Raw genomic sequence first — 22257 nt, forward strand, 5'->3', positions numbered from 1 at the left:
CTCCTTAAGCCTGAACCAGCGGGCCGGGGTTTTTCAGGTACTGCTCGCGAATTGCCTTCGCCGACCAGTAGGTCAACGCCGCGACCAGCCCGGTCGGGTTGTAACCCAAGCCCTGCGGAAATGCCGAGGCACCCGGAACGAAAACGTTATGCACGTCCCAGCTCTGCAGGTAGCGGTTCAGGGCGCTCTTCTTCGGATCGGTGCCCATGATCGCGCCGCCGTTGAGGTGGGTGGTCTGGTAGGACGCGGTGTTGAAGTGATCGCCGACTTTCTTGCCGATCACGGCAATGGCTTTCGGCCCCATCGCTTCGGCGACCTTGCCCATTTTCTCGACCATGAAGCGGTTCATCTTGATGTCGTTTTCCTGCCAGTCGAAGGTCATCCGCAACAGCGGCAAGCCGTAGGCATCGCGGTAGACCGGATCGAGGTCGAGGTAGTTGCCCCGATAGGACTGATGCGCGCCGTGGGCGTCCATCGACACCTGATGGGTGTAGTAATCGGCGGTCGCGCGTTTCCAGGCACTGCCCCACGCGGGTGTGCCCGGCGGGTTCGAGGTGCCGGCAATCGGCCGGCTGCCAGCCTGGTTGACCCACATCGGCGAGCCGCCAACGAAGCCGTGCGGGCCGTGGTCGAAGTTGTCGGCGTTGAAATCGTCCAGCGCCACGCCGTTGCCGCCGGCGCCGATGAAGTTGTTGGTGTGGGTGTCCTTGTCGAAGAACGCCTTGATGGTCGCCATGTTCTGGTAGGCGAAGTTACGCCCGACCACGCCTTCGCCGCTGATCGGGTCGTACGGTTTACCGATGCCGGACAACAGCATCAGACGCACGTTGTGCAACTGGAAAGCGCCGAGGATCACCAGATCCGCCGGTTGCTCGATCTCGCGGCCCTGGCCGTCGATGTAGGTCACACCGGTGGCTTTGGTTTTCGTGCTGTCGAGGTTGACCCGCAGCACGTGCGAGTTAGGCCGCAGTTCGAAATTCGGCAACGGCTTGAGCGCCGGCAGAATGTTCACGTTCGGCGAGGCCTTGGAATACATGTAGCAGACATAACCGCTGCAGAAACCGCAGAAGTTGCACGGGCCCATCTGCGCCCCGTAAGGGTTGGTGTACGGCCCCGACGTATTTGCCGAAGGCAGGTTGTAGGGTTTGTAGCCGACCTCTGTCGCCGCTTTGCCGAACAGCTGTGCGGACACCGTGTTCTTCTGCGCTTCCAGCGGGAACGGATTGGAACGATCCGGCGCGTACGGGTTGCCGCCCTTACCCTGACCGACCAGTTGGCCCTTCACCGTCCAGGCCTGGCCCGAGGTGCCGAAGACTTTTTCGGCGAAATCGAAGAACGGCTCCAGTTCTTCATAACTGACGCCGAAGTCTTGAATGGTCATGTCCTTGGGGATAAAGCTTTTGCCGTAGCGCTCTTCGTAGTGGCTGCGCATGCGCAACTCGATCGGATCGACCCGGAAGTGCACACCCGACCAGTGCAAACCGGCGCCGCCGACGCCATTACCCGGCAGAAACGCACCCAACTGGCGGTTCGGCAGGGCGATGTCGTTGACGCTGTGGCGGATGGTGACCGTCTCTTTCGAGATGTTCTGAAAGAGTTTTTTGCGCACGCTGTAGGTGAGTTCGTCGATCACCTGTGGATAGTTGCCGTCGGGATAAGTGTCCTGCATCGGCCCGCGCTCCAGCGCCAGCACGTTCAAACCTGCTTCGGTCAGTTCCTTGGCCATGATCGCGCCGGTCCAGCCAAAACCGACGATCACTGCGTCGACCTTCTTCATTACCATTGCCATGTGCTTACGCCCTCTCGCCGCGAATCGAAACTGCCGGGAAAGGGTATTGCTCGTTGCGTTCCACCCAATCCATGAAATCGGCGCGGGCGCCGGGGAAGCCGATCATGGTCCAGCCGACCATGCCTTTGTTGCCGCCGTGGATCGGGTCGCAGAAGAACCCTTCCTTGGTGTTTTGCAGCAGCAGATTGAAGAAAATCTTCGCTGGAACGGCGTCGAACTGCGGTTTGCCGGCTTCGAGTTGCTTGAGCAAATCGTCTCGGGTAGCGCTGTCTTGCTCAGCAAATACTTTACCGTTGAGGGATTTTGCCCACTGATCCGTGGCGGCGATGCCGAGGCGATAGATCTCTTTGGGCACCAGTTTGCTCTGCCAACCCATTTCCGGCGCAGCGTCGGCATTGAACGGGCCTTGCATGTACCACAGGGCACCGGCGGCGTAGGGCGTGTTCATCTGCCGGTCGATGTATTCCGGCACACCGGCCTCGAGTGCGCCCGGGCCTTGGGCATCGTTGGGGATCAATTGCGCGACGGCGGCATTGATGAACGCCCATTCCTCAGCGGTGAAGTAGCTCGGCTGGTAAACACTGGCGTCCGCGCGAGCAGGTTGCGGCGCGGGCGCAGCAGGTTTGGCTTCAGGCGCTGCTTGCAGGACGCTGCTGCCCAGACCGCTACCGGCCAGGGTGACCACCGGAATCAGGGTCAGGGATTTGCGCAAAAACTCACGCCGCGGGTTGTCTCGACTTTCATCAGACATGGGGTGCACCTCATCAGGCATCAGGAGAAGCCGTTTCTACGAACGGCTTGAGGATTTTTCGTCGCGACGTGACGGTATGACCCGGAAAAGGGGGACGCGTCTGCAACATCGTGTGACAAATGGTAGCAGGCTAAGCTTCTGGATGAATCGATTCAGTGGAAAAAACAGTAGTTTTCTGGATGCCAGTGAATGAAACCCTGCAGATTCACGATTCTTTGACAAGCGCCTCACAGGGCTTTGACCGCTCAACATCGAAGCTGCGGTTCCTCTCACCGATGAACCCCGACACGGTTACCCCAGCATGTCCCGAGTGCGTTTTTTTTCCGCTTTGTGCTTATCGCTTTTAGTGCTGTTGCCCTGGATGCCTGCCCAGGCTGCGGCAACCGCGACGGCTCGTCCTGCTGATTGGGCGCAACCGGTCGAAGTGCAATACAACCTGTTCCAGATGTCGCCGACGCTCTACCGCAGCGCCTTGCCCGATGGCGGCGCGGTACCTTTGCTGAAAAATCTCAAAGTCGCCACGGTGATCAACTTTCTTCCGGAAGCGGACAGCAACTGGTTGTCCGAACCGGGCATCAACCAGGTGCAATTGCCTTACCGCACCAACCATGTCGATGACGCCGATGTGCTCAAGACCCTGCGCACGATTCAGTCCGCCGAAGCCAACGGTCCGGTATTGATGCATTGCAAACACGGTTCCGACCGCACCGGCCTGATGGCGGCGATGTACCGGATTGTGGTGCAGGGCTGGAGCAAAGAAGACGCCTTGAGCGAGATGACTCAGGGTGGTTTTGGTGAGAGTGGGCACTTTCGCGATAGCGTGCGCTACGTGATGCAGGCCGATGTCGACAAGCTGCGCACCGCTCTGGCCAATGGCGATTGCAGCACCAGTGCGTTTGCCACCTGCTCGATGAAGAGCTGGTTCCAGTCGGTCAACCTCAAATAAGCCGTACCCTCCACGGCGTTGCACCGTGGAGGGTGATTCGCTGGCTCAGTCTTCGGACTTTTTCTTCAGCTTCGGATTCGGAAAGAACTGCACGGCCTGGACGGTCTTGTCCGGCGCCGGTTTGTTCAGCGCGCTGGTATTGACCCGCGTGCCCAGTTCTTTCGGTACCGACAGCCCTTGCTCGTTCAGCGTATCCGAGTAACCGCAGGCCACACATTCACGGTGCGGCACGCTGTCCTCGTTCCACATCATCAACTTGTCCGGCTCGCTGCACGCCGGGCAGACCGCCCCGGCGATAAAGCGTTTCTTGGTAATCACAGGTGCCTCACTCATGCTGCCGCGTCCTCACTCAGGCCGCTGTGGCGCAAGAGTGCGTCAATCGATGGCTCACGGCCACGGAAGTCGACGAACAGCACCATCGGTGCCTGCGAACCGCCGCGCGCCAGGATCGCTTCGCGGAAGGCTCGGCCGGTTTCAGCGTTGAGCACGCCGTCCTCTTCGAACTTGGAGAAGGCATCCGCCGACAGCACTTCAGCCCACTTGTAGCTGTAGTAACCCGCCGCGTAACCGCCAGCAAAGATATGCGCGAAGCTGTTCGGGAAGCGGTTATAAGCCGGTGGACGCATCACCGACACTTCGTCACGCACGCCTTCCAGCACCTGCAATACGCTACGGCCGTCGCCATGAGTGGCGTGCAGTTCGAAGTCGAACAGCGAGAACTCGAGCTGACGGACCATCATCAGGCCGGACTGGAAGTTTTTCGCCGCGAGCATTTTTTCCAGCAGGTCCTGTGGCAGCGGCTCGCCGCTTTCGTAATGACCGGAAATCAGCGCGAGGCCTTCCGGCTCCCAGCACCAGTTTTCCATGAACTGGCTCGGCAGCTCGACCGCGTCCCACGCCACACCGTTGATCCCGGAAACCCCCGCGTGATCCACGCGGGTCAGTAGGTGATGCAGGCCATGGCCGAATTCGTGGAACAGGGTGGTCACTTCGTCGTGGGTGAGCAGCGCAGGCTTGCCGCTGTCGGCCGGGGTGAAGTTGCACACCAGGTTGGCCACCGGGCTTTGCAGTACGCCGTCAACGGTGCGACGACGGTCGCGGGCGCCGTCCATCCACGCACCGCCACGCTTGTTGGCGCGGGCATAGAGGTCGAAGAAGAAGCGGCCGACGTGCTGGCCGTTTTCCTTGATCTCGAACAGGCGTACGTCCGGGTGCCAAGTGTCGAAGCCTTTCTGCTCGGCGATTTCGATGCCGTACAGACGCTGGACGATGGCGAACAGACCGCCCAGCACTTTGTCGATCGGGAAGTAGGCGCGCAGGGTTTCCTGGGCGACGCTGTAGCGTTGTTCGCGCAGCTTTTCACCGTAGAAACCGCTGTCCCAGCTTTGCAGGTCGGCGCAGCCCTGTTCGGCAGCGTAGGCGCGCAGCTGTTGCAGATCCTGCGCAGCGAACGGCTTGCTGCGCTTGGCCAGATCACGCAGGAAGCTCAGCACTTGATCACTGGACTCGGCCATTTTCGTCGCCAGGCTCAGCTCGGAGAAGCTGGCAAAACCCAAGAGTCTGGCCAGTTCCTGACGCAGGTCGAGAATCTCTTCCATCACCGGACCGTTGTCGTTCTGACCGGCGTTCGGGCCTTGATCCGAGGCGCGGGTGCAGTAAGCGGCATAGACCTCTTCACGCAGCGCGCGGTCTTGCGCGTAGGTCATCACCGCGTAGTAGCTCGGGAATTCCAGGGTGATCAGCCAGCCGTCGAGGCCTTTGGCCTGTGCGGCAGCAGCCATTTGCGCCTTGGCCGAATCGGTCAGGCCGGCGAGGGCGGCTTCGTCGGTGACGTGCTTGGTCCAAGCCTGAGTGGCGTCGAGCAGTTGATTGGAGAAGCGGCTGCCCAGCTCGGACAGTTTGCTCTGCACTTCGGCGTAGCGCTTCTGTTCAGCTTCCGGCAGGTCGATACCCGACAGACGGAAGTCACGCAGGGCGTGTTCCAGAATAGTCTTTTGCGCCACGTCGAAACCGGCGGCTTCCGGGCTATTGGCCAGCGCTTCATAAGCCTGGAACAGCTCGCGGTTCTGGCCCATCTCGGTGGAGTAGGCGCTCAAGGCCGGCAGGCACGACTCGTAAGCTTCACGCAGTTCGGCGCTGTTGCACACGGCGTTGAGGTGGCTGACCGGGCTCCAGGCGGCGCCGAGTCTGTCATTGAGTTCGTCCATCGCCAACACCAGGCCGGCCCAGGTAGGGTTCTCGACTTGAGTCTTGAGAATTTCGGCGATGGCGGCGCGGTTGTCGGCCAGGATCGTTTCGATGGCGGGCAGGACGTGTTCGGCACGGATCGTGGAGAACGGCGGCAGGTCGTAGGACTGCAGAAGAGGGTTGTTCACGCTCACGGTTGGCACCTTGGCTGGGGAAACATTGCCCCATCTTAATTACAATCGGCATTCACCGCAGCTATCGGCGACAGAGAGAGAAATTATCGTGTCCGTTCGCAAGTACCAGAATCACACCCCAAGCCTTTGCAAAGGCGCGTTTGTCGACGCCTCGGCGGTGGTCATCGGCGACGTCGAAATCGGTGAAGACAGCTCGGTCTGGCCGCTGACCGTGATCCGTGGCGACATGCACCGTATCCGCATCGGTGCGCGTACCAGCGTGCAGGACGGCTGCGTGTTGCACATCACCCACGCCGGCCCGTTCAACCCGGACGGCTTTCCGCTGCTGATCGGTGATGACGTGACCATCGCCCACAAAGTCATGCTGCATGGCTGTACCGTCGGGAGCCGCGTCTTGATCGGCATGGGCAGCATTGTCATGGACGGCGCGGTGGTCGAGGACGATGTGATTATCGGTGCCGGCAGCCTGGTGCCGCCGGGCAAGCGTCTGCAAAGTGGCTTTCTTTATGTCGGCAGCCCGGTGAAACAGGTGCGTGCGCTCACCGACAAGGAAAACGCCTTCTTCACCTACAGCGCGGCGAACTACGTGAAGCTCAAGGACCTGCATCTGGCCGAAGGCTACGACCAGCTCTGAATCGCCTTACACCTGCTCAGGATTTCTCATGCATTACCAGACCGTACTGTTCGACCTCGATGGCACCCTGACCGACCCGCGTGAGGGCATCACCCGTTCCATCCAGTTCGCCCTCGCCAGGCTCGGTATCGATGAGCCGGACCTGACCAAACTGGAACACTTCATCGGCCCGCCGTTGTTGCAGGCGTTCATGCAGTTCTATGAGTTTGATGAAGCCAAGGCCTGGCAGGCGGTGAATTTCTATCGCGAGCGCTTCAAAGTGACGGGCCTGTACGAGAATCGTGTGTTTGATGGCGTCACGCCGTTGCTGGAAACCCTCAGTGGCCAGGGCCGGCAGCTGTATATCGCCACCTCGAAGCCGTGGGAATTTGCCCGCGAGATTGCCCGGCATTTTGATTTTGCCCGGCACTTCAAGGTGATCTACGGCAGTGAGCTGGATGGCACGCGGACCAACAAGGTTGAGTTGATTGCGCATCTGATCGAGGAAGAAGGGCTGGATCCGGCCAATACGTTGATGATCGGTGACCGTAAGCATGACCTGATCGGGGCGCGCAGTAATGGGCTGGATGCGGCGGCGGTCGGGTATGGGTTTGGCAGTTTTGAAGAGTTGAGTGCCGAGGCGCCGACTTATCACTTTGAAACGCTGGCCGAGTTGCATCAGGCTTTTTTGCAGCGCTGATCAGATTGCTATCGCGAGCAGGCTCACTCCTACATTTGGAATGCATTCCCCTGTAGGAGTGAGCCTGCTCGCGATGACGCCTTTCCAGCCACCTCAGACTTGCGGATCTGCCAACGCTTTCAGTGCCGCCTTTCGCTCAGTCACCGGTAACCGACCCAACCTTTCAACCTCCGCATAAAACCTCAGCCAATCCCCCCCGACCTGCCTGAACAGCGCCGCAAACGCCGGCACCCACTGGTCATACAGCCCAAACGGCAACAACCGCGCATTGTTCAGCGGCGCATTCACCCAGGCGTCATAACGTTTGTCTCCGGCCCACTGACTGTCTCTCATCAGCCGATAATCCCGGCGAAACTGCTCGAACTCCGCCGCTTTGCGTTCGCGTATCTGCTCTGGCGGCAATGGCTGCGCATACAAACTCTCCAGCCGGGAGCGGGTATCAAGCACCAACTCAATGAACTGATCGCGCTGCTTCAACCGCGAGTCGTTATCCGCCGGCAACCCACGAAACGCCCGCCACTGCCGCGTGCCTTCCTGCTCGACAAACGTGGCAAAGGATTCGTTGAACTCGGTGTCGTCCTTTACATAGAAGCGCTGGTGCGCCAGCTCATGAAAGATCAGCGTGGCCAAGCGCTCGTCGCCCCAGCCCATCATCGAATTGAGGATCGGATCATTGAACCAGCCGAGCGTCGAGTAGGCCTCGACCCCGCCAATCGACACGTCCATGCCTTGCAAGCGCTGGATCGCCGCCTCGCCCCGCGCGGCGCTCTGGCTGTAGTAACCGCGATAGGCCACGCAGCCGGCAATCGGGAAGCAATGGTTCTGCGGCGTCAGGGAGAACTCCGCCGTAGCGAACACATTCCACACCACGTACGGGCGTTGGATGTCGGCGTACAGGCGATAGCTCTGGTTGTCCGGCAAATGCAGATGCTCACTCGCAAAGGCGCGGGCCTTCTGCGATTGCGCCAAGTGCTTGCGCAGTGTCGCGTCGCGGCTCGGATCGTTGATCACCTTTTCCACAGGCTCGCGCGCCCGCAGCAATTGCAGCTGACCGCTGGCCAACTGGCTGTAATAGCTGACGCTGGCGCAACCGTTGAGCAACAAAAACAACACACCCGGAAACAAAATCCGAAAAACGCGATCAAGTAACCCAAGGCTTGGAAACGGCCTGATCAAAATAAGAATTCCCCCCGGAGAGTCTGCCCGCAAGACTATCCCGCCTTAAGGAGCACCGCTATGCGCATGTTGATGCTGTCAGGAGGCCTGCTGACGCTGGCCGGTTGTGCCGGATTCGGAATGCCCGACCCAGATCCTTCGCAAGCCTGGATCGATCTCGATGCCCGGCAGCAGGACACGGCGCTGCAAGCGCTGCAAGTCGACACCCAGGCGACCGCTGACAAACGCTACTTCGAAGTGCAGCCCGGCAGCCATGAGTTGAAGGTGCGTTATCAATTTCCGGTGGCGGCGACCAACATCGGTCCCGACGCTGAGCCGCTGTGGCGCGATTGCCAGTTGAGCGTGAAATTCAAGGACTTCAACGCTGGCCAGCGTTATCAGTTGCAGGCCGGCAGTATCGGCTTCCGGCCATGGGCCAAGCTTTATGACGAGCAGCGCAAAGTGGTTGGCCAAGGTACTCCAGCGGGCTGCCAGAAGACCTGATCGGCGTTATGCTTGATGTCCACATCAAAGGACATTGATCATGCGCAGGTTGACGTTATTGCTCGCTGCAAGTCTGCTTGCCGGCTGCCAGAGCCCGCTGCCAGCGGCGGATCCCGGCAAAGCCTGGGTCGACTTTGCGATGCCGACACCCGGCGGCAAAGTGTTGATGGCGGAACGGCTGGACAATGTGCGCCTGCAGGACGGGCGCTTCTTCCAGGTCGCGCCGGGCAGCCATGAGCTGACGGTACGCTTTGATTTCGAGATTTTCGGTGGTGGCCAGGGTATGAACACCGATCCACAGGAACGGCTGTGTTACATGACAGTGCCTTATGATCACTTTGAGGCCGGGCAGCGTTACCGCCTTGAAGCCCGGTCGCTGGCCTTCACGCCAAGCGCCCGGCTGATCAATCGTCAGGGGCAGATCGTTGCCAACGAACGGCAGATCAACTGCGTGCCGTGAGGTGAGTCAGCTGTCGTTCTTTTGATAGATGATTTTCTTGCGGCCATAGTCGCAAGTGCCGACAACCATGGCGATGTCGTGTTTGGCCGCCTCTTCCTTGCTGACGATTTCCAGCGTGTAGGAGGGCACGGCTTTGGCCTGGATCTTTACTTCGATTTCTTTTTTCAGTTCTTCGCAGTCTTTGGGTGCCGCAATGACAGAAGTGGCCAGTGCACTGCAGAGAATCGCCAAGCCAATACGTTTCATGAGTGAAGCTCCCTGAGGCAGCGCGCACGGGCGTGCGCTGAAGCTGCTGTCATTTATTCGACCACATTTTTACCTCGAGGGTTCTGACTTCGCTCACAACTTCAGGTTTGATCTTCAAACAGCATTCGCGAGCAGGCTCGCTCCCACAGGGAGTCGTGTAGCACACACTTCCAATGTGGGAGCGAGCCTGCTCGCGAAGGCGTCAGCCCTGTCAGCGAAAAATCAACTGACCAGCGAAGCCTCAAGGGTAATCTTCGCATTCAGTACCTTGGACACTGGGCACCCTTCCTTGGCCTTGTTGCTCAGCTCTTCGAACTGCGCCTGGGTCGCCCCGGGGATTTTCGCCTTAAGGATCAGCTTCACCGCCGTAATCGCGAACCCGCCGTCAACTTGATCGAGGGTTACTTCAGCCTGAGTATCAATGCTGTCGGCCTTCAGGCCCGCATCGCCCAGAATCATCGAGAACGCCATGGAGAAACAACCGGCATGCGCCGCGCCGATCAGTTCTTCCGGGTTGGTGCCCTTGCCGCCTTCGAAGCGCGCCTTGAAACCGTAAGGGGCTTCTCTGAGGACGCCGGTTTCAGTGGAAATCGAGCCGATACCGGTTTTCAGATCACCTGCCCAATGTGCCGATGCTTTCTTCACGATAGCCATGTCTTCCTCCTCGTCTCTGGCGCGGAAACGCCGCGTCGTCGTGGTTTTTGCTTGCAAGGCTTCTGAGGATAGACGCCGGAACAAAGTTCAGCCCGGTTGAATCGTTGACTTTTTTAGTAGGAAATTTCGACTCGGCTATTGAAACTCGGGTATATGCCCTCATTGCATAAAACACGCTTATGAATTCGGCAGGTTTTCGTTCGTATCAACAACCTGCCTCCCGACTCGGAGACGCAGGTTTATGAAGCAACTGTCCGAAGTAAAGTTTTCCACCCTTGATCTGGTGCCAGTGCGCGAGAACGGCAGCCCGGCGCAGTCGCTGCGCAACTCGCTGGACCTGGCGCAGCACGTCGAGAAACTCGGTTACACGCGGTTCTGGGTGGCGGAACACCACAACATGGACGGCATCGCCAGTTCCGCGACGTCGGTGTTGCTCGGGTATCTCGCGGGCGGAACGTCGACCATCCGTGTCGGCTCCGGTGGCGTGATGCTGCCCAACCATGCGCCGCTGGTGATCGCTGAGCAGTTCGGCACCCTTGAAAGTCTGTATCCGGGCCGGATCGATCTCGGCCTGGGCCGCGCGCCGGGCTCCGATCAGATGACCGCCCGCGCCTTACGCCGTGAACGTTCGGGCAGCGCCGATGACTTCCCCGAAGACGTCGTCGAACTGATGCGCTACCTCGGCCCGCGCACCCCGGATCAGCGCGTGATCGCGATGCCGGGCACGGGCACCAATGTGCCAATCTGGCTGCTCGGCTCCAGCCTGTTCAGCGCTCAGTTGGCTGGCGAGCGTGGTTTGCCATATGCCTTCGCCTCGCACTTCGCCCCACGCTTCATGCACGAGGCGATTCGCGTCTACCGCAATCACTTCAAACCGTCGGCGGTGCTCGACAAGCCGTATGTGATGCTCGGTGTACCGCTGGTCGCGGCGGATACTGATGAACAGGCCGATTACCTGGCGACGTCGGTGTACCAGCGCATTCTGGCGTTGATGCGCGGGCAGAGCCTGGTGCAGCGTCCGCCGGTGAAAACCATGGACGGCCTATGGCTGCCGCATGAACGTGAAGCCGTCGGCGATTTCCTCGGCCTGGCGATGGTCGGCAGCCCGCAGAAGATCCGCGCCAAGCTGGAAGTGCTGGTCGAGCAGACACAGGCTGATGAGCTGATTTTCACCTGTGATCTGTATGAACACGCCGATCGAGTGCATTCGTACGAGTTGCTGGCGCAGGTTATGAAGGGCTGAGAAGCCCCTCACCCTAGCCCTCTCCCGGAGGGAGAGGGGACTGACCGGGTTGTATGTTCGAGGTACGCCGACCTGAAATATCCAGCCGAACTCAGGGTCTGAACAATCCCCGATCGGCTCCCTTTCCCTCTCGCCCCCTTGGGGGCGGTCCGACGTTTCGGGAGGGCTGGGGTGAGGGGGGGCGATTTCAAACCCACCAAAAATCCCAAATCCCGGACACAAAAAAGCCGACGCCTTCACGTCGGCTTTTGCATTTCAGTCGCGATCAACCGCGCTTGTAGACGATTTCCTTGGAGCCAGCTTCGCAGGTGCCAACGACTTTGCCGCCATCGGCCCCTTTGTCGACAATCTCCAGCGAATACCCGGAAACGCCCTTGGCATCCAGCTTCGCCGCAATTTCGCTTTTCAGCTCTTCACAAGGCTTACCGGCAGCAAACGCACCACCCGCAAGGCCCAACAAACCTACTGCCAACATGAACTTCTTCATCGGTCGCACTCCCTGGTCGGATTAAAAGAGGCGGGCATCGAGGTTGACCCGATGCAGCCACCCTGTAGCGCTTTGCCATTCCTATGGCACTCGGCCAGCGCGCAAGTTCAGAAGACTAGACCAAACTCAGCTGCTGGCAATCTTGAAGCCGACTTTCAATGTCACCTGAAAGTGCGCTGCCTTGCCGTCCTTGATATGGCCACGGGTCTCGGTGACTTCAAACCATTCCAGGTTGCGAATGGTCTTGTTTGCTTCAGCAATTGCGTTGTTGATGGCATCTTCGATGCTGCTGGTGGATGAACCGACCAGCTCGACTTTCTTGTACGTGTGATGGTCACTCATAACGAACTCCTTGGCGTGTGGAATTGAGACTAGCAGTGAATCTGCACTGTTGATTTCGGCGGCGCTGAGCAGGCGAAGTTCAGATTTTCTGCACTTTCTCAAACCGCTGAAGTCCCAACCAACACACGCCACTCATTACCAATGCAGGAGAGCCACCATGGCCAACACCTCTTTACGTAAAGCCTCGTTGCAAAGCATGGAAGCCGAGATCGAGAGTCTGCTCAAATCGTTGGAAAGCTTGAAGGACGACGCTTCGGACGAGTCGCGCAAGACCCTCAAGGCGCTGAAAAGCAATGCCGAAAGTGCGCTGAAACACTCGCGTCACCTGCTCAGTGATGCCTATGAAGAAGTCAAAGTGAAAACCCGCGAAACCGGGATCGCCACCCGTGATTACGCCCAGGAACACCCGTGGACGACGGCCGGTGTGGCGGTCGGTGCGATCGGTCTGCTCGCGGCTTACTTGCTGTTCAAGCGCGGCGAGTGATCCGTCTGGCGCAGCTCGTTCTTGAGCCATTGCGCCAGTTGCCGGGCGCGCCCGTCTGCGGCGCGCTTGGGTAGCCACAACGCCAGTTGCGCCGGGGTTTCACAGAAGCCCCATGGCGCAACCAGGCGACCAGCCTTCAAATCTTCCGTCACCAGCGGCTCCGGCGCGATGGCCACGCCAAGACCTGCCACTGCTGCTTCCAGCAAGTAATACAGATGCTCGAAACCCTGTCCTGACTTCAGCGCTTTGGCGTCGAGGTGGTTCTGTTGTGCCCAACTTGGCCAGGCTTGCGGGCGCGAAGTGGTGTGCAGCAAGGGTTCGTTTAGCAGGGCCGAGGCTGGCGCGGTTTGCAGACGTTGATAGCCGCTGAACAGCGGACTCATGACCGGACCGATGCGTTCTGCCGCCAGTTCATAGACCTGCATGTCCGCCGGCCACGGTGGTTCGGCGAACAGCAGTAAAGCGTCCAGTCCCGGACGGCGAGGGTCGAGATCGCCTTCACCGGCTGACAGGTGTAGACGCAAGTCCGGAAGATCAGCATTCAACCGCCCCAGACGCGGAATAAACCAGCGCGCCAACAGACTGCCAGAGCAACCCAAGACGAACGGCGCATCGGCGGTACTCTGCGTCAACTCCGCACAAACGCTGCGCAACCGGTCAAACGCCTCGCCACTGGCATCGCGTAGCCGCACGCCGGCATCTGTGAGTTTCAAGCCGCGGCCATCCTTGACGAACAGACTGACGCCCAAGTGCTCTTCCAGCACCTTGAGCTGACGACTGACTGCACCATGGGTGACGTGCAACTGCTCGGCAGCCTGACTGACGCTGTTCAGCCGGGCGGTGGCTTCGAACGCACGCAAGGCGTTCAGCGGGGGAAGGTCGTGGCTCATGGTATCTGTGAGTTTTCCTGACAGGTTGTGGCGATCTTATCGGTTTTCAGCTTAGAAGGTCAGGGGTAGAGTGGTCGTCATTGTCTTCTCACCCGAATTCACCTGGAGCGACTCATGACCCAGACTTCGAACACCTCTGATCTGCGTAATGGCCCTGACGCCAACGGCCTGTTCGGCTCGTTCGGTGGCCGCTACGTGGCAGAAACCCTGATGCCGTTGATCCTCGATCTGGCCCGCGAATACGAAGCGGCCAAGGAAGATCCGGCGTTCAAAGAAGAATTGGCCTACTTCCAGCGTGACTACGTCGGACGTCCGAGCCCACTGTATTTCGCCGAACGCCTGACCGAGTTCTGCGGCGGCGCGAAGATTTATCTCAAGCGCGAAGAGCTGAACCACACCGGCGCGCACAAGATCAACAACTGCATCGGCCAGATCCTGCTGGCACGGCGCATGGGCAAGAAACGCATCATCGCCGAGACCGGCGCCGGCATGCACGGCGTGGCCACTGCCACCGTCGCTGCACGTTTCGGTCTGGATTGCGTGATCTACATGGGCACCACTGACATCGAACGTCAGCAGGCCAACGTCTTTCGCATGAAGCTGCTGGGCGCTGAAGTGATCCCGGTCGTGGCCGGCACCGGCACCCTGAAAGACGCGATGAACGAAGCGCTGCGTGACTGGGTGACCAACGTCGACAACACGTTCTACCTGATCGGCACCGTGGCCGGCCCGCACCCTTATCCAGCAATGGTTCGCGACTTCCAGGCCGTGATCGGCAAGGAAACCCGCGATCAGTTGCAGGCTCAGGAAGGTCGTCTGCCGGACAGCCTGGTGGCGTGCATCGGCGGTGGTTCAAACGCCATGGGCCTGTTCCACCCGTTCCTCGATGACAAGAGCGTTGAAATCATCGGTGTTGAAGCGGCCGGTTACGGCATTGAAACCGGCAAGCACGCGGCGAGCCTGAATGGCGGCGTTCCGGGTGTGTTGCACGGCAACCGTACTTTCCTGCTGCAGGACGACGACGGCCAGATCATCGACGCCCACTCGATTTCCGCCGGCCTCGATTACCCGGGCATTGGCCCTGAGCACGCGTGGTTGCATGACATCGGCCGCGTTCAGTACACCTCGGTGACTGACGACGAAGCTCTGGATGCGTTCCACAAATGCTGCCGCCTGGAAGGGATCATTCCTGCTCTGGAAAGCGCCCACGCCCTGGCTGAAGTGTTCAAACGCGCACCGAAGCTGCCGAAGGATCATCTGATGGTGGTCAACCTCTCCGGCCGTGGCGACAAAGACATGCAGACCGTCATGCACCATATGGAACAGTCCCAGCAGGAGAAACACTGATGAGCCGCCTGCAAACCCGTTTTGCCAGCCTCAAAGAACAGAATCGCGCCGCGTTGGTGACCTTCGTCACCGCCGGTGATCCGGACTACGACACTTCGCTGGCGATCCTCAAAGGTTTGCCGGGTGCTGGCGCCGACGTGATCGAGTTGGGCATGCCGTTCACCGACCCGATGGCCGACGGCCCGGCGATTCAACTGGCGAACATCCGTGCCTTGGGCGCCAAGCAGAACCTGGTGAAAACCCTGCAAATGGTTCGCGAGTTCCGCGAAGGCAACAGCGACACCCCGCTGGTGCTGATGGGCTACTTCAACCCGATCCACATGTACGGCGTTGAGCGCTTCATCGCCGAGGCGAAAGAGGCCGGCGTCGATGGCCTGATCGTGGTCGACATGCCGCCTGAGCACAACGCCGAGCTGTGCGACCCGGCGCAGGCCGCCGGTCTGGACTTCATCCGTCTGACCACGCCGACCACTGACGATGCGCGTCTGCCGAAGGTGCTCAATGGCAGCTCCGGCTTCGTTTACTACGTGTCGGTGGCGGGTGTCACAGGTGCCGGCGCGGCGACGCTGGAGCATGTCGAAGAGGCGGTGACCCGTCTGCGTCGCCATACCGATCTGCCGATCAGCATTGGTTTCGGCATTCGTACGCCAGAGCAAGCGGCGTCCATCGCGCGTCTGGCCGACGGTGTGGTGGTGGGTTCGGCCTTGATCGATCACATCGCCAATGCGACCACGCCAGACCAGGCCATCGACGGCGTGTTGAGCCTGTGCTCGGCACTCTCCGAAGGCGTGCGTAAGGCCCGCGTCAGCTGAAGGTAAAGTTCCTGATACAGAGGAATTAGCGCCTCGCGGCACAGACTAATTCAGCAAGACCGAGGGATTCAGAACCACGTTCTGAATCCCTTTTTGCTGTTTGTGCCGTGAGGAAAGACCCGATGAAAATGCCGAAACGTCTGATGGCCGGACTGGGCGTGCTGATGATCAGTGCGACACCGCTGCTGGCCAGCGCCGATCCGCGCGACGATCACGACCGCGGCGGCCCACAGCAGGGCCAATACTACATTCATGGTAATGACCATCGCGATGATCATCGTGGCCCGCCAAACGATCACCGTGGCGGCCCGCCGCCGCACGACTTCGGCCCGGTGCGCCAGACCATTCGTGACAATCATGGCTACTTTGTCCGCGGTGCGCCGCCGCCTCCGGGGATTCATCTGGAGCGTGGCCGGCCGTTGCCGCACGGCTATTACGGCGAGCGTCTGGATAGTCGCGCTTTGGGTCGTTTGCCGGTGTACCCGGGTTATGAATGGCGCCGGGCTGGGGGCGATATTGTGCTGATCGCGGTGGGTACCGGGATCGTCTACGAAATTCTCGATGGTGTTTTGTATTAATCGTCAGTCAGTCAAAGGTCGCAGCCTGCGGCAGCTCCTACAGTTGATTATGTAGGAGCTGCCGCAGGCTGCGATCTTTTGCTTTTAAGGCAGCTCCAGTCCGCCGGAGGCCTTGTGCAGTTTGCGCAGATGCGCGCCGATCTGCTTCACATTCTCCTCACTGGCCGCAATTTCCGCGGCCCGCTTCGGCTCCAGCAACTTGCGCACTTCCGCGTCCAGATCACCGGACAGTGCCAGCAGCTTCTTCTGCCGCTGACTGCTCTCTGCTTCGAGTCGACTGAACTCGGTCGGCTGCGGCAATCCGTAACCCTTGGAATCGAGCAGTTCCGCCGGACGACTGAGGAAGCCGCTGTTGGCGAGGATTTCCTGCAAGGTCGCGTTGGCCTTATCCATCCCGCCGTTTTCCAGTTCCCGCGCGCCAAGATAACGCTGTTTGACCTCATCCTGAGCCAGCAGCAACTGGCGCCGATAACTGGCCTGCTCCAACAGCAGCAGGGCGGCGCTGGTGCGCAAGTCGGCGCGCTCAAACCACTCACGGCGTTCTTCGGCTGTCAGCGAAAGCCATTCCTCGACGGTGTTCTGTTTGATCGGCAATTGCTTCTTCAACACATCGAACATCGCCTGATAGCGATCGCGGAACGAGTCGAAGCGATAGCCCAGACGCAACGCTTCTTTCGGATCATCCAGCACACTGGTATCCGCCAGACCGCGGCCCTTCATCACTTCCAGCAAGCCGTTGGGCATGATGCTGTCCAGACCCACGAACTGTGTGTTGTTGCTGCCGCTGCGCAACAGCTTCAGGCCTTCCACCGCACAGTTGTTGGAGAGGAAGAAATAGTTACCGTCGTAGCTCCAGTGCATTTCCGCAGCGTGTTCGACCACGCCTTCGATCTCGTCGCGTGACAGATTCAGCGGCACCGAGGCGAGGCTGCGCAGTTCGGTTTTGGTGTATTCGTCGATGACCTGCGCGAGCGGCAAGACGAACAGGCGTGACGGGTATTTGCCAACCAGGCCGTCCCAGCTCGACAGCTGCACGTCGCCGACAAAGGCGCGGTAGGACAGCACCAGATGCTGATCGAGGTCGAGCCGGCAATCCGGCCCACGCGGACGCCCCGGCGCGCAAATCACCAGGCGTAACATGCTGTGGCCCCAGCGGCTGACCCAATTCTGATTGGCCTCGGCCAGCAGATAGTCAACGGCATACACCCGCTCGGGATCGACCTGCCCCAAAGGTTGCTTGGCGAAATCATTGCCGGCATTGAGGAAGGAGAAGGTCTTGCTGCAAGTGTCCTTCTCCGGCGGCGCCCAGCCGAAGTGCTCCTGGTAATAGCGATACAGTGCCGGACGACGGCAGGCGTAGCTCGGGTCGAGGAGGAAATACTCCATGTTGACCGCGACGAACTCCTTGGGACTGGAGATTTCGTACAGGTCCGGGCTGCGCGCGATCTGTCGGTTGTGCTGTTCGCGTTCACCACGGCGGCCGACGTATTGCTGCCAACCGGCGAGATCGAGCAGGCGCGGATCATCGCTGAGGGTGAAACGCCGGCCGTTCTGGCCGCGACACTCATCGGGAATGCCGATCAGCCCGGCACTGTTGAAGCGGCGGCTGCAGCGCTGGATCAACGTGCGTTCGGCACTCGGCCAGAGGCGCGCGCGATCATAAATGTGGGTGATTTCATGCAGCACCGTGGCGAGCAGTTCCTGGCGCACAGTGCCGTGGGGGCGATTGGTTTTTTCTTTGGCCGCGCTGCCGTCAGTCAGGCTGGCGAGCAGTTTGCGATTCAGATCGAGTTCGGCGACCAGCGTGGCCTGACCATAGGCGTTGGCGGGCATGTCGTCGGTCCAGCCGACATCGATGCGCCGATCCAGCCGTTCGATGAAGCTCGGCGGCAGCTTTTGCATCGCCTCATCGATCAGCGCCTGGCTGGCCTGTTGTTGGGCAGGGCTCAGACCGTCGGTCTTGAGCCGCAGTTGCAGGCCGGCGTGGGCGCTGTTGCCAAGCAGCAAGAGCGCCCCGGCCAGCAGCCAGGTGCCGAGTGACTTCACAGTGCGAGAATGGCTTCAGCGAGCACCTGATCACTGGCGTCGCGTGCTTCCGGCACGCGAGTGCGCAAGGTATTGAGCGCGGCTTCCAGGTGCGCGCCACGGATATCGCCATTGGACGCTACGAAACTGGCAGCATCGTCGTGGGCTTCGCGGATGATTTTCGAATCGCGGATCGACGTGGTGGTGTCGGAGGTGAAATCGATGGTGCGCTGGGAGGCACGAACGATGATGTTACTGGTGGCTACCAGGGTGTGCGCCTGGGCCACGTCGGCCAACAAAAACAGGCCAAGGGCGGCAGCAATCAGCGGGCTACGCATGGAACGACTCCGGAAGGGCAAGGATAACAGGGGTACAGGATAACTATTGGACGAGAATTGCCTCTGCCAGTTCAAGGTCACTGACATGAAGTTTCGGCCGGGTTTTGCGCAGGTAATGCAGCGCGGATTCCAGTCGAGCACCTCGCCATTCACCATCACTGGCAACAAATGCGGCCGCGTCATCGTGGGCGGCGAGCAGCAGTTTACGGTCGAAAGGCGCGGAAGACACCATGCTGGTGGCGTAACCACTGACGACGGTGCCTTGGGTCGACGCATTAAAGGCATCGAAGGCATCCACCGACGTCGCCCAGCCAGCGGTTAGCAGAACAGAAGGGATCAGCAAATTTGAAAGAAAACGCATGAGACTCGGTATTGGTTAGCGAGCCCAAAGGCTAGCGCAATGCCCGGACCAGAGCCAGCGCCGAAAAAACATCGGGACACGACCAGCGTGTCCCGAACGGTGTCAGTCGCTTAGATCGTCAGGATGGCTTGAGCCAACTGCGCGTCGGTAGCTTGTAGCTGTGGCGCCTGATGACGGATGTGATCCAGCGCGCTTTCCAGTTTCACACCACGGATTTCGCCTTCGCTGGCCACGAAGCTGGCAGCGTCGTCACGGGCGGCAAGGACGATTTTGTCATCACGGAACGACGAGGTGACGTCGGAGGTGGCGTCGGACGAGGATTTCAGCGCACCGACAACAGCGTCGGTGGTCACGATGAAACTGGTGGCGCTGGCGTTGGCAGCCACGGCCAGCAGGGCGGCAGCACTGAGCAGACGAAGACGGGACATGGGGGAACTCCTGTGGATAAACCGTATTGAGAGGTGGCTCGGTATCTGAGGAGTCAGACGCCAGTGACACAGCATTCGCCACGTTCTGCGTGGATATTAGGCCTGCTTTGCGCGGTTCGCACAGTGGGCAAAATGCTAGCGCCAGAACGGTTTATCCAGTTCGTTCAGGCGATCGGCGTGGCTGAGGCCTAGATCGGCTAGATCTCGACTGTCGAGTTGGAACAGCAGGCGCCGCGTTCTGGCGCGCTCCAGGGACTCCCACAGGCCGCGAAACAAGCGCCGCAGAGCGTTGGGGCGAGCAACCGGCAGGCTCGAAGTTTCTGAAACATCCTGTAAGTCTTTCATGGCGTATTCCTTTTGCCGGTGAAGGCGGAAGGTCATGTTGAGCCTGTGCGAGACAAAGATGCAGATACACTCGAGTAAAATTGTACTGGTTCAGTTAATGATAAATAAAACTGTACCTGTCGGCTGTATCAGCAGGTGTACCGGGATTTTCTACCCCCGAAAACGACGAAACCCGTCGTGGTTTCCCACGACGGGTTTCGTTTGTTCAATTCGGTTGCTGGCGGTGGGTCTAACGACCAGAGCCAGCGACGCTACTTAGCGCCAGAACGGCTTGCTCAGCTCTTCGTAGCGTTGTGCTTCGCTGATACCGGCGTCAGCCAGCAGACGCGAATCCAGACGAGCCAGTTGATGGCGGCTGGAGATGCGGCGCTGCCACAACATCAGGTTGGCGATAACGCGCAGAGGCAGGGAAGCCTGGGTTTTTGCAGCTTTGTCTTCGAAGAACAGTTCGGAACTGAGTGTACGTTCCATGGTTGACATCCTTCCGCTTGTGGCGGGATCAGGTAGTGGTTTAACTGGTGCCCATGATCCTCTCGTTTGCCAAGTCTCTCTAGATACAGTTCAACTGTATTGTGAGTGACCAGTTAACTGTTTATAGGGGGTGTACGGGTCAAAATTGAGCAAACTGTACCTGTCTGCACTTAAGTAGTGCATTTTCGCTCAATTTCATCAGATAGGTAGGTGATTGCTGTAGGAAAAGACCGGTACAGCAGTACAGTTTTTGTCAGTCGAGAGGTTTGCCAAAAGCCGCTGGGGCAAACTGTGTTTGCCCCAGCGGTTTATCTGTGCGAATTACACCGCGAGCATGCGCCCGGTTTCTTCCAGGTTGATGTGCCAGCTCAGCGCTTCACGCAGAATGTGCGGGGTGTGGCCACCGATTGCACAAGCCTTCGTGAAGTAATCATCCAGCGCCGGGCGGAAGTCCGGGTGCACACAGTTATCGATGATCACCCGTGCACGTTCCCGCGGCGCCAGACCGCGCAAATCGGCCAGACCCACTTCGGTCACCAGAATGTCGACGTCATGCTCGGTATGGTCGACGTGGCTGACCATCGGCACCACGCTGGAAATCGCGCCGCCCTTGGCGATCGATTTGGTCACGAACACCGCCAGATGCGCGTTGCGTGCAAAGTCGCCGGAACCACCGATGCCGTTCATCATCCGCGTTCCGCAGACGTGAGTGGAGTTGACGTTGCCGTAGATGTCGAACTCCAGCGCCGTGTTGATCCCGATGATGCCTAGGCGGCGCACCACTTCCGGGTGGTTGGAGATTTCCTGCGGACGCAGCACCAGTTTGTCCTTGTACTTCTCCAGATTGCCGAACACATCGCTGTTGCGCCGCTCCGACAGGGTGATCGAACTGCCCGACGCGAAGCTCAGTTTGCCGGCATCGATCAGATCGAAGGTCGAGTCCTGCAGCACTTCGGAGTACATGGTCAGGTCTTCGAACGGCGAATCGATCAGGCCGCACATCACCGCGTTGGCGATGTTGCCGATCCCTGCCTGCAACGGGCCGAGCTTGTTGGTCATGCGTCCGGCGTCGACTTCCTGCTTGAAGAACGTGATCAAGTGCTCGGCGATGGCGTTGGTGTCGACATCCGGAGTCGACACGGTGGACGGCGAATCCGCCTGCTGGGTGATTACGATGGCGACAATCTTCTCCGGCGGAATCGGAATCGCGGTGCTGCCGATGCGGTCGTCGACTTTCACCAGCGGGATCGGCGTGCGCGTCGGGCGATAAGTCGGGATATAGATGTCGTGCAGACCCTCAAGGTTGGCGTTGTGCGCCAGGTTGATCTCGACGATCACCTGTTTGGCGAAAATCGCGAAGCTCGCTGAGTTGCCCACTGAAGTGGTCGGCACGATGTGGCCTTGCTCGGTGATGGCCACGGCTTCGATGACCGCGATATCCGGCAGCTTCAATTGCTGATTGCGCAGTTGTTCAACGGTTTCCGACAGATGCTGATCGATGAACATTACCTGGCCGGCATTGATTGCCTTGCGCAAGGTGCTGTCGACCTGGAACGGCATGCGCCGCGACAGCACACCGGCCTCGGTCAGTTGTTTGTCGAGGTCGTTGCCCAGGCTGGCGCCGGTCATCAGGCTTATTTTCAGCGGCGTGACCTTGGCTCGCTCGGCCAGTGCGTGAGGGACAGCTTTGGCTTCGCCCGCGCGGGTGAAACCGCTCATGCCGACGGTCATGCCGTCCTCAATCAGAGCGGCTGCGTCGGCGGCGCTCATCACTTTATCCAACAACGAAGGCAGGCGAATACGGTCACGGTACATGGATTATTATCTCGGGAAGCGAGTAGCAGGATGCGCAGTCTAGTGAATTTGACGGGCGCCTGTCCCGCTACCAAGGTCGCAAACGAGGCGTC

The 22257-nt window shown here is 59.6% G+C and carries 27 protein-coding genes; 10 read left to right on the forward strand and 17 right to left on the reverse strand.

The window, feature by feature from the left end; genetic code table 11:
- Positions 1–4: 4 nt before the first annotated feature.
- Both BK670_RS29280 and BK670_RS29285 read right to left on the reverse strand, forming a co-directional pair.
- Positions 5–1789 (reverse strand): GMC family oxidoreductase, encoded by a 1785-nt coding sequence (locus tag BK670_RS29280; RefSeq protein WP_123455057.1) that lies wholly within the window; start codon positions 1787–1789, stop codon positions 5–7.
- A 4-nt stretch (positions 1790–1793) separates the two neighbouring features.
- Positions 1794–2540 (reverse strand): gluconate 2-dehydrogenase subunit 3 family protein, encoded by a 747-nt coding sequence (locus BK670_RS29285; protein WP_123455059.1) that lies wholly within the window; start codon positions 2538–2540, stop codon positions 1794–1796.
- A 301-nt stretch (positions 2541–2841) separates the two neighbouring features.
- Between BK670_RS29285 and BK670_RS29290 the strand changes: the two genes are divergently transcribed.
- The gene (locus BK670_RS29290) at positions 2842–3486 is read left to right on the forward strand and encodes a dual specificity protein phosphatase family protein (RefSeq protein ID WP_123455062.1); all 645 of its coding nucleotides are present in this window, start codon (positions 2842–2844) and stop codon (positions 3484–3486) included.
- Positions 3487–3531: 45 nt separating this feature from the next.
- Here BK670_RS29290 and BK670_RS29295 read toward each other — a convergent pair whose 3' ends face one another.
- Both BK670_RS29295 and prlC read right to left on the reverse strand, forming a co-directional pair.
- Positions 3532–3819, reverse strand: a complete 288-nt coding sequence (locus BK670_RS29295; protein ID WP_007911710.1) for a YheV family putative zinc ribbon protein — start codon at positions 3817–3819, stop codon at positions 3532–3534.
- Positions 3816–5867, reverse strand: coding sequence for an oligopeptidase A (prlC, locus tag BK670_RS29300; protein ID WP_123455064.1), 2052 nt, complete (start codon positions 5865–5867; stop codon positions 3816–3818). The genes BK670_RS29295 and prlC overlap by 4 nt, the downstream gene beginning before the upstream one ends.
- A gap of 88 nt (positions 5868–5955) precedes the next feature.
- Between prlC and BK670_RS29305 the strand changes: the two genes are divergently transcribed.
- Positions 5956–6501: a gamma carbonic anhydrase family protein gene (locus BK670_RS29305; protein WP_123455066.1), complete on the forward strand. Its 546-nt coding sequence runs from the start codon at positions 5956–5958 to the stop codon at positions 6499–6501.
- A 28-nt stretch (positions 6502–6529) separates the two neighbouring features.
- A complete protein-coding gene (locus BK670_RS29310; protein ID WP_123455069.1) occupies positions 6530–7180 on the forward strand; it encodes an HAD family hydrolase in 651 nt (216 codons plus the stop codon).
- Positions 7181–7273: 93 nt separating this feature from the next.
- On the opposite strand, the gene BK670_RS29315 is transcribed toward BK670_RS29310, so the two are convergent.
- The gene (locus tag BK670_RS29315) at positions 7274–8356 is read right to left on the reverse strand and encodes an aminopeptidase (protein ID WP_123455070.1); all 1083 of its coding nucleotides are present in this window, start codon (positions 8354–8356) and stop codon (positions 7274–7276) included.
- Between the two features lie 60 nt (positions 8357–8416).
- Here BK670_RS29315 and BK670_RS29320 point away from each other — a divergent pair, with 60 nt between their 5' ends.
- Positions 8417–8839 (forward strand): PA0061/PA0062 family lipoprotein, encoded by a 423-nt coding sequence (locus BK670_RS29320; RefSeq protein WP_123455073.1) that lies wholly within the window; start codon positions 8417–8419, stop codon positions 8837–8839.
- Positions 8840–8879: 40 nt separating this feature from the next.
- A complete protein-coding gene (locus tag BK670_RS29325; RefSeq protein ID WP_123455075.1) occupies positions 8880–9299 on the forward strand; it encodes a PA0061/PA0062 family lipoprotein in 420 nt (139 codons plus the stop codon).
- Between the two features lie 6 nt (positions 9300–9305).
- Here the strand turns inward: BK670_RS29325 and BK670_RS29330 are convergent, their stop codons facing one another.
- Positions 9306–9545, reverse strand: coding sequence for a DUF1161 domain-containing protein (locus BK670_RS29330; RefSeq protein ID WP_123455077.1), 240 nt, complete (start codon positions 9543–9545; stop codon positions 9306–9308).
- A gap of 222 nt (positions 9546–9767) precedes the next feature.
- A complete protein-coding gene (locus BK670_RS29335; protein ID WP_034152273.1) occupies positions 9768–10199 on the reverse strand; it encodes an OsmC family protein in 432 nt (143 codons plus the stop codon).
- 241 nt (positions 10200–10440) lie between these two features.
- On the opposite strand from BK670_RS29335, the gene BK670_RS29340 reads away from it, so the two are divergent.
- On the forward strand, positions 10441–11442 hold the full coding sequence (locus BK670_RS29340; protein ID WP_123455079.1) for an LLM class flavin-dependent oxidoreductase: 1002 nt from the start codon (positions 10441–10443) through the stop codon (positions 11440–11442).
- 265 nt (positions 11443–11707) lie between these two features.
- On the opposite strand, the gene BK670_RS29345 is transcribed toward BK670_RS29340, so the two are convergent.
- Together BK670_RS29345 and BK670_RS29350 are read right to left on the reverse strand one after the other, a co-directional pair.
- Positions 11708–11929 carry a DUF1161 domain-containing protein gene (locus BK670_RS29345; protein ID WP_123455081.1) on the reverse strand — a complete coding sequence of 74 codons (222 nt, stop codon included), beginning with the start codon at positions 11927–11929 and terminating at the stop codon, positions 11708–11710.
- Positions 11930–12055: 126 nt separating this feature from the next.
- Positions 12056–12271, reverse strand: a complete 216-nt coding sequence (locus BK670_RS29350; RefSeq protein WP_016985551.1) for a dodecin — start codon at positions 12269–12271, stop codon at positions 12056–12058.
- A 157-nt stretch (positions 12272–12428) separates the two neighbouring features.
- On the opposite strand from BK670_RS29350, the gene BK670_RS29355 reads away from it, so the two are divergent.
- Positions 12429–12755 carry an ElaB/YgaM/YqjD family protein gene (locus BK670_RS29355; RefSeq protein ID WP_007911686.1) on the forward strand — a complete coding sequence of 109 codons (327 nt, stop codon included), beginning with the start codon at positions 12429–12431 and terminating at the stop codon, positions 12753–12755.
- Here BK670_RS29355 and BK670_RS29360 read toward each other — a convergent pair.
- Positions 12728–13645, reverse strand: a complete 918-nt coding sequence (locus BK670_RS29360; RefSeq protein ID WP_123455083.1) for a LysR family transcriptional regulator — start codon at positions 13643–13645, stop codon at positions 12728–12730. The genes BK670_RS29355 and BK670_RS29360 overlap by 28 nt on opposite strands.
- A 114-nt stretch (positions 13646–13759) precedes the next feature.
- Between BK670_RS29360 and trpB the strand changes: the two genes are divergently transcribed.
- From trpB to BK670_RS29375, 3 genes are all read left to right on the forward strand, one after another.
- On the forward strand, positions 13760–14992 hold the full coding sequence (trpB, locus tag BK670_RS29365; RefSeq protein WP_123455086.1) for a tryptophan synthase subunit beta: 1233 nt from the start codon (positions 13760–13762) through the stop codon (positions 14990–14992).
- Positions 14992–15804: a tryptophan synthase subunit alpha gene (trpA, locus tag BK670_RS29370; protein ID WP_123455088.1), complete on the forward strand. Its 813-nt coding sequence runs from the start codon at positions 14992–14994 to the stop codon at positions 15802–15804. The genes trpB and trpA overlap by 1 nt, the downstream gene beginning before the upstream one ends.
- Positions 15805–15926: 122 nt before the next feature.
- Positions 15927–16382: an anti-virulence regulator CigR family protein gene (locus tag BK670_RS29375; RefSeq protein WP_123455092.1), complete on the forward strand. Its 456-nt coding sequence runs from the start codon at positions 15927–15929 to the stop codon at positions 16380–16382.
- Between the two features lie 84 nt (positions 16383–16466).
- On the opposite strand, the gene BK670_RS29380 is transcribed toward BK670_RS29375, so the two are convergent.
- The 7 genes from BK670_RS29380 to BK670_RS29410 form a co-directional block, all read right to left on the reverse strand.
- Positions 16467–18428 carry a DUF7844 domain-containing protein gene (locus tag BK670_RS29380; protein ID WP_123455094.1) on the reverse strand — a complete coding sequence of 654 codons (1962 nt, stop codon included), beginning with the start codon at positions 18426–18428 and terminating at the stop codon, positions 16467–16469.
- A complete protein-coding gene (locus BK670_RS29385; RefSeq protein WP_034152281.1) occupies positions 18425–18745 on the reverse strand; it encodes a DUF2388 domain-containing protein in 321 nt (106 codons plus the stop codon). The genes BK670_RS29380 and BK670_RS29385 overlap by 4 nt, the downstream gene beginning before the upstream one ends.
- A 43-nt stretch (positions 18746–18788) precedes the next feature.
- Entirely contained in the window at positions 18789–19106 is a 318-nt protein-coding gene (locus tag BK670_RS29390; RefSeq protein ID WP_099757646.1) for a DUF2388 domain-containing protein, read from the reverse strand.
- A 110-nt stretch (positions 19107–19216) separates the two neighbouring features.
- On the reverse strand, positions 19217–19534 hold the full coding sequence (locus BK670_RS29395) for a DUF2388 domain-containing protein (protein WP_007911658.1): 318 nt from the start codon (positions 19532–19534) through the stop codon (positions 19217–19219).
- A 135-nt stretch (positions 19535–19669) separates the two neighbouring features.
- The gene (locus BK670_RS29400) at positions 19670–19879 is read right to left on the reverse strand and encodes a DUF1127 domain-containing protein (protein ID WP_123455097.1); all 210 of its coding nucleotides are present in this window, start codon (positions 19877–19879) and stop codon (positions 19670–19672) included.
- A 255-nt stretch (positions 19880–20134) separates the two neighbouring features.
- Positions 20135–20350 (reverse strand): DUF1127 domain-containing protein, encoded by a 216-nt coding sequence (locus tag BK670_RS29405; RefSeq protein ID WP_003220409.1) that lies wholly within the window; start codon positions 20348–20350, stop codon positions 20135–20137.
- A 321-nt stretch (positions 20351–20671) separates the two neighbouring features.
- Entirely contained in the window at positions 20672–22165 is a 1494-nt protein-coding gene (locus tag BK670_RS29410) for an acetyl-CoA hydrolase/transferase family protein (RefSeq protein ID WP_123455100.1), read from the reverse strand.
- Positions 22166–22257: the final 92 nt, after the last annotated feature.

The organism is Pseudomonas fluorescens, from assembly GCF_003732425.1.
Lineage (GTDB): Bacteria > Pseudomonadota > Gammaproteobacteria > Pseudomonadales > Pseudomonadaceae > Aquipseudomonas > Aquipseudomonas fluorescens_BE.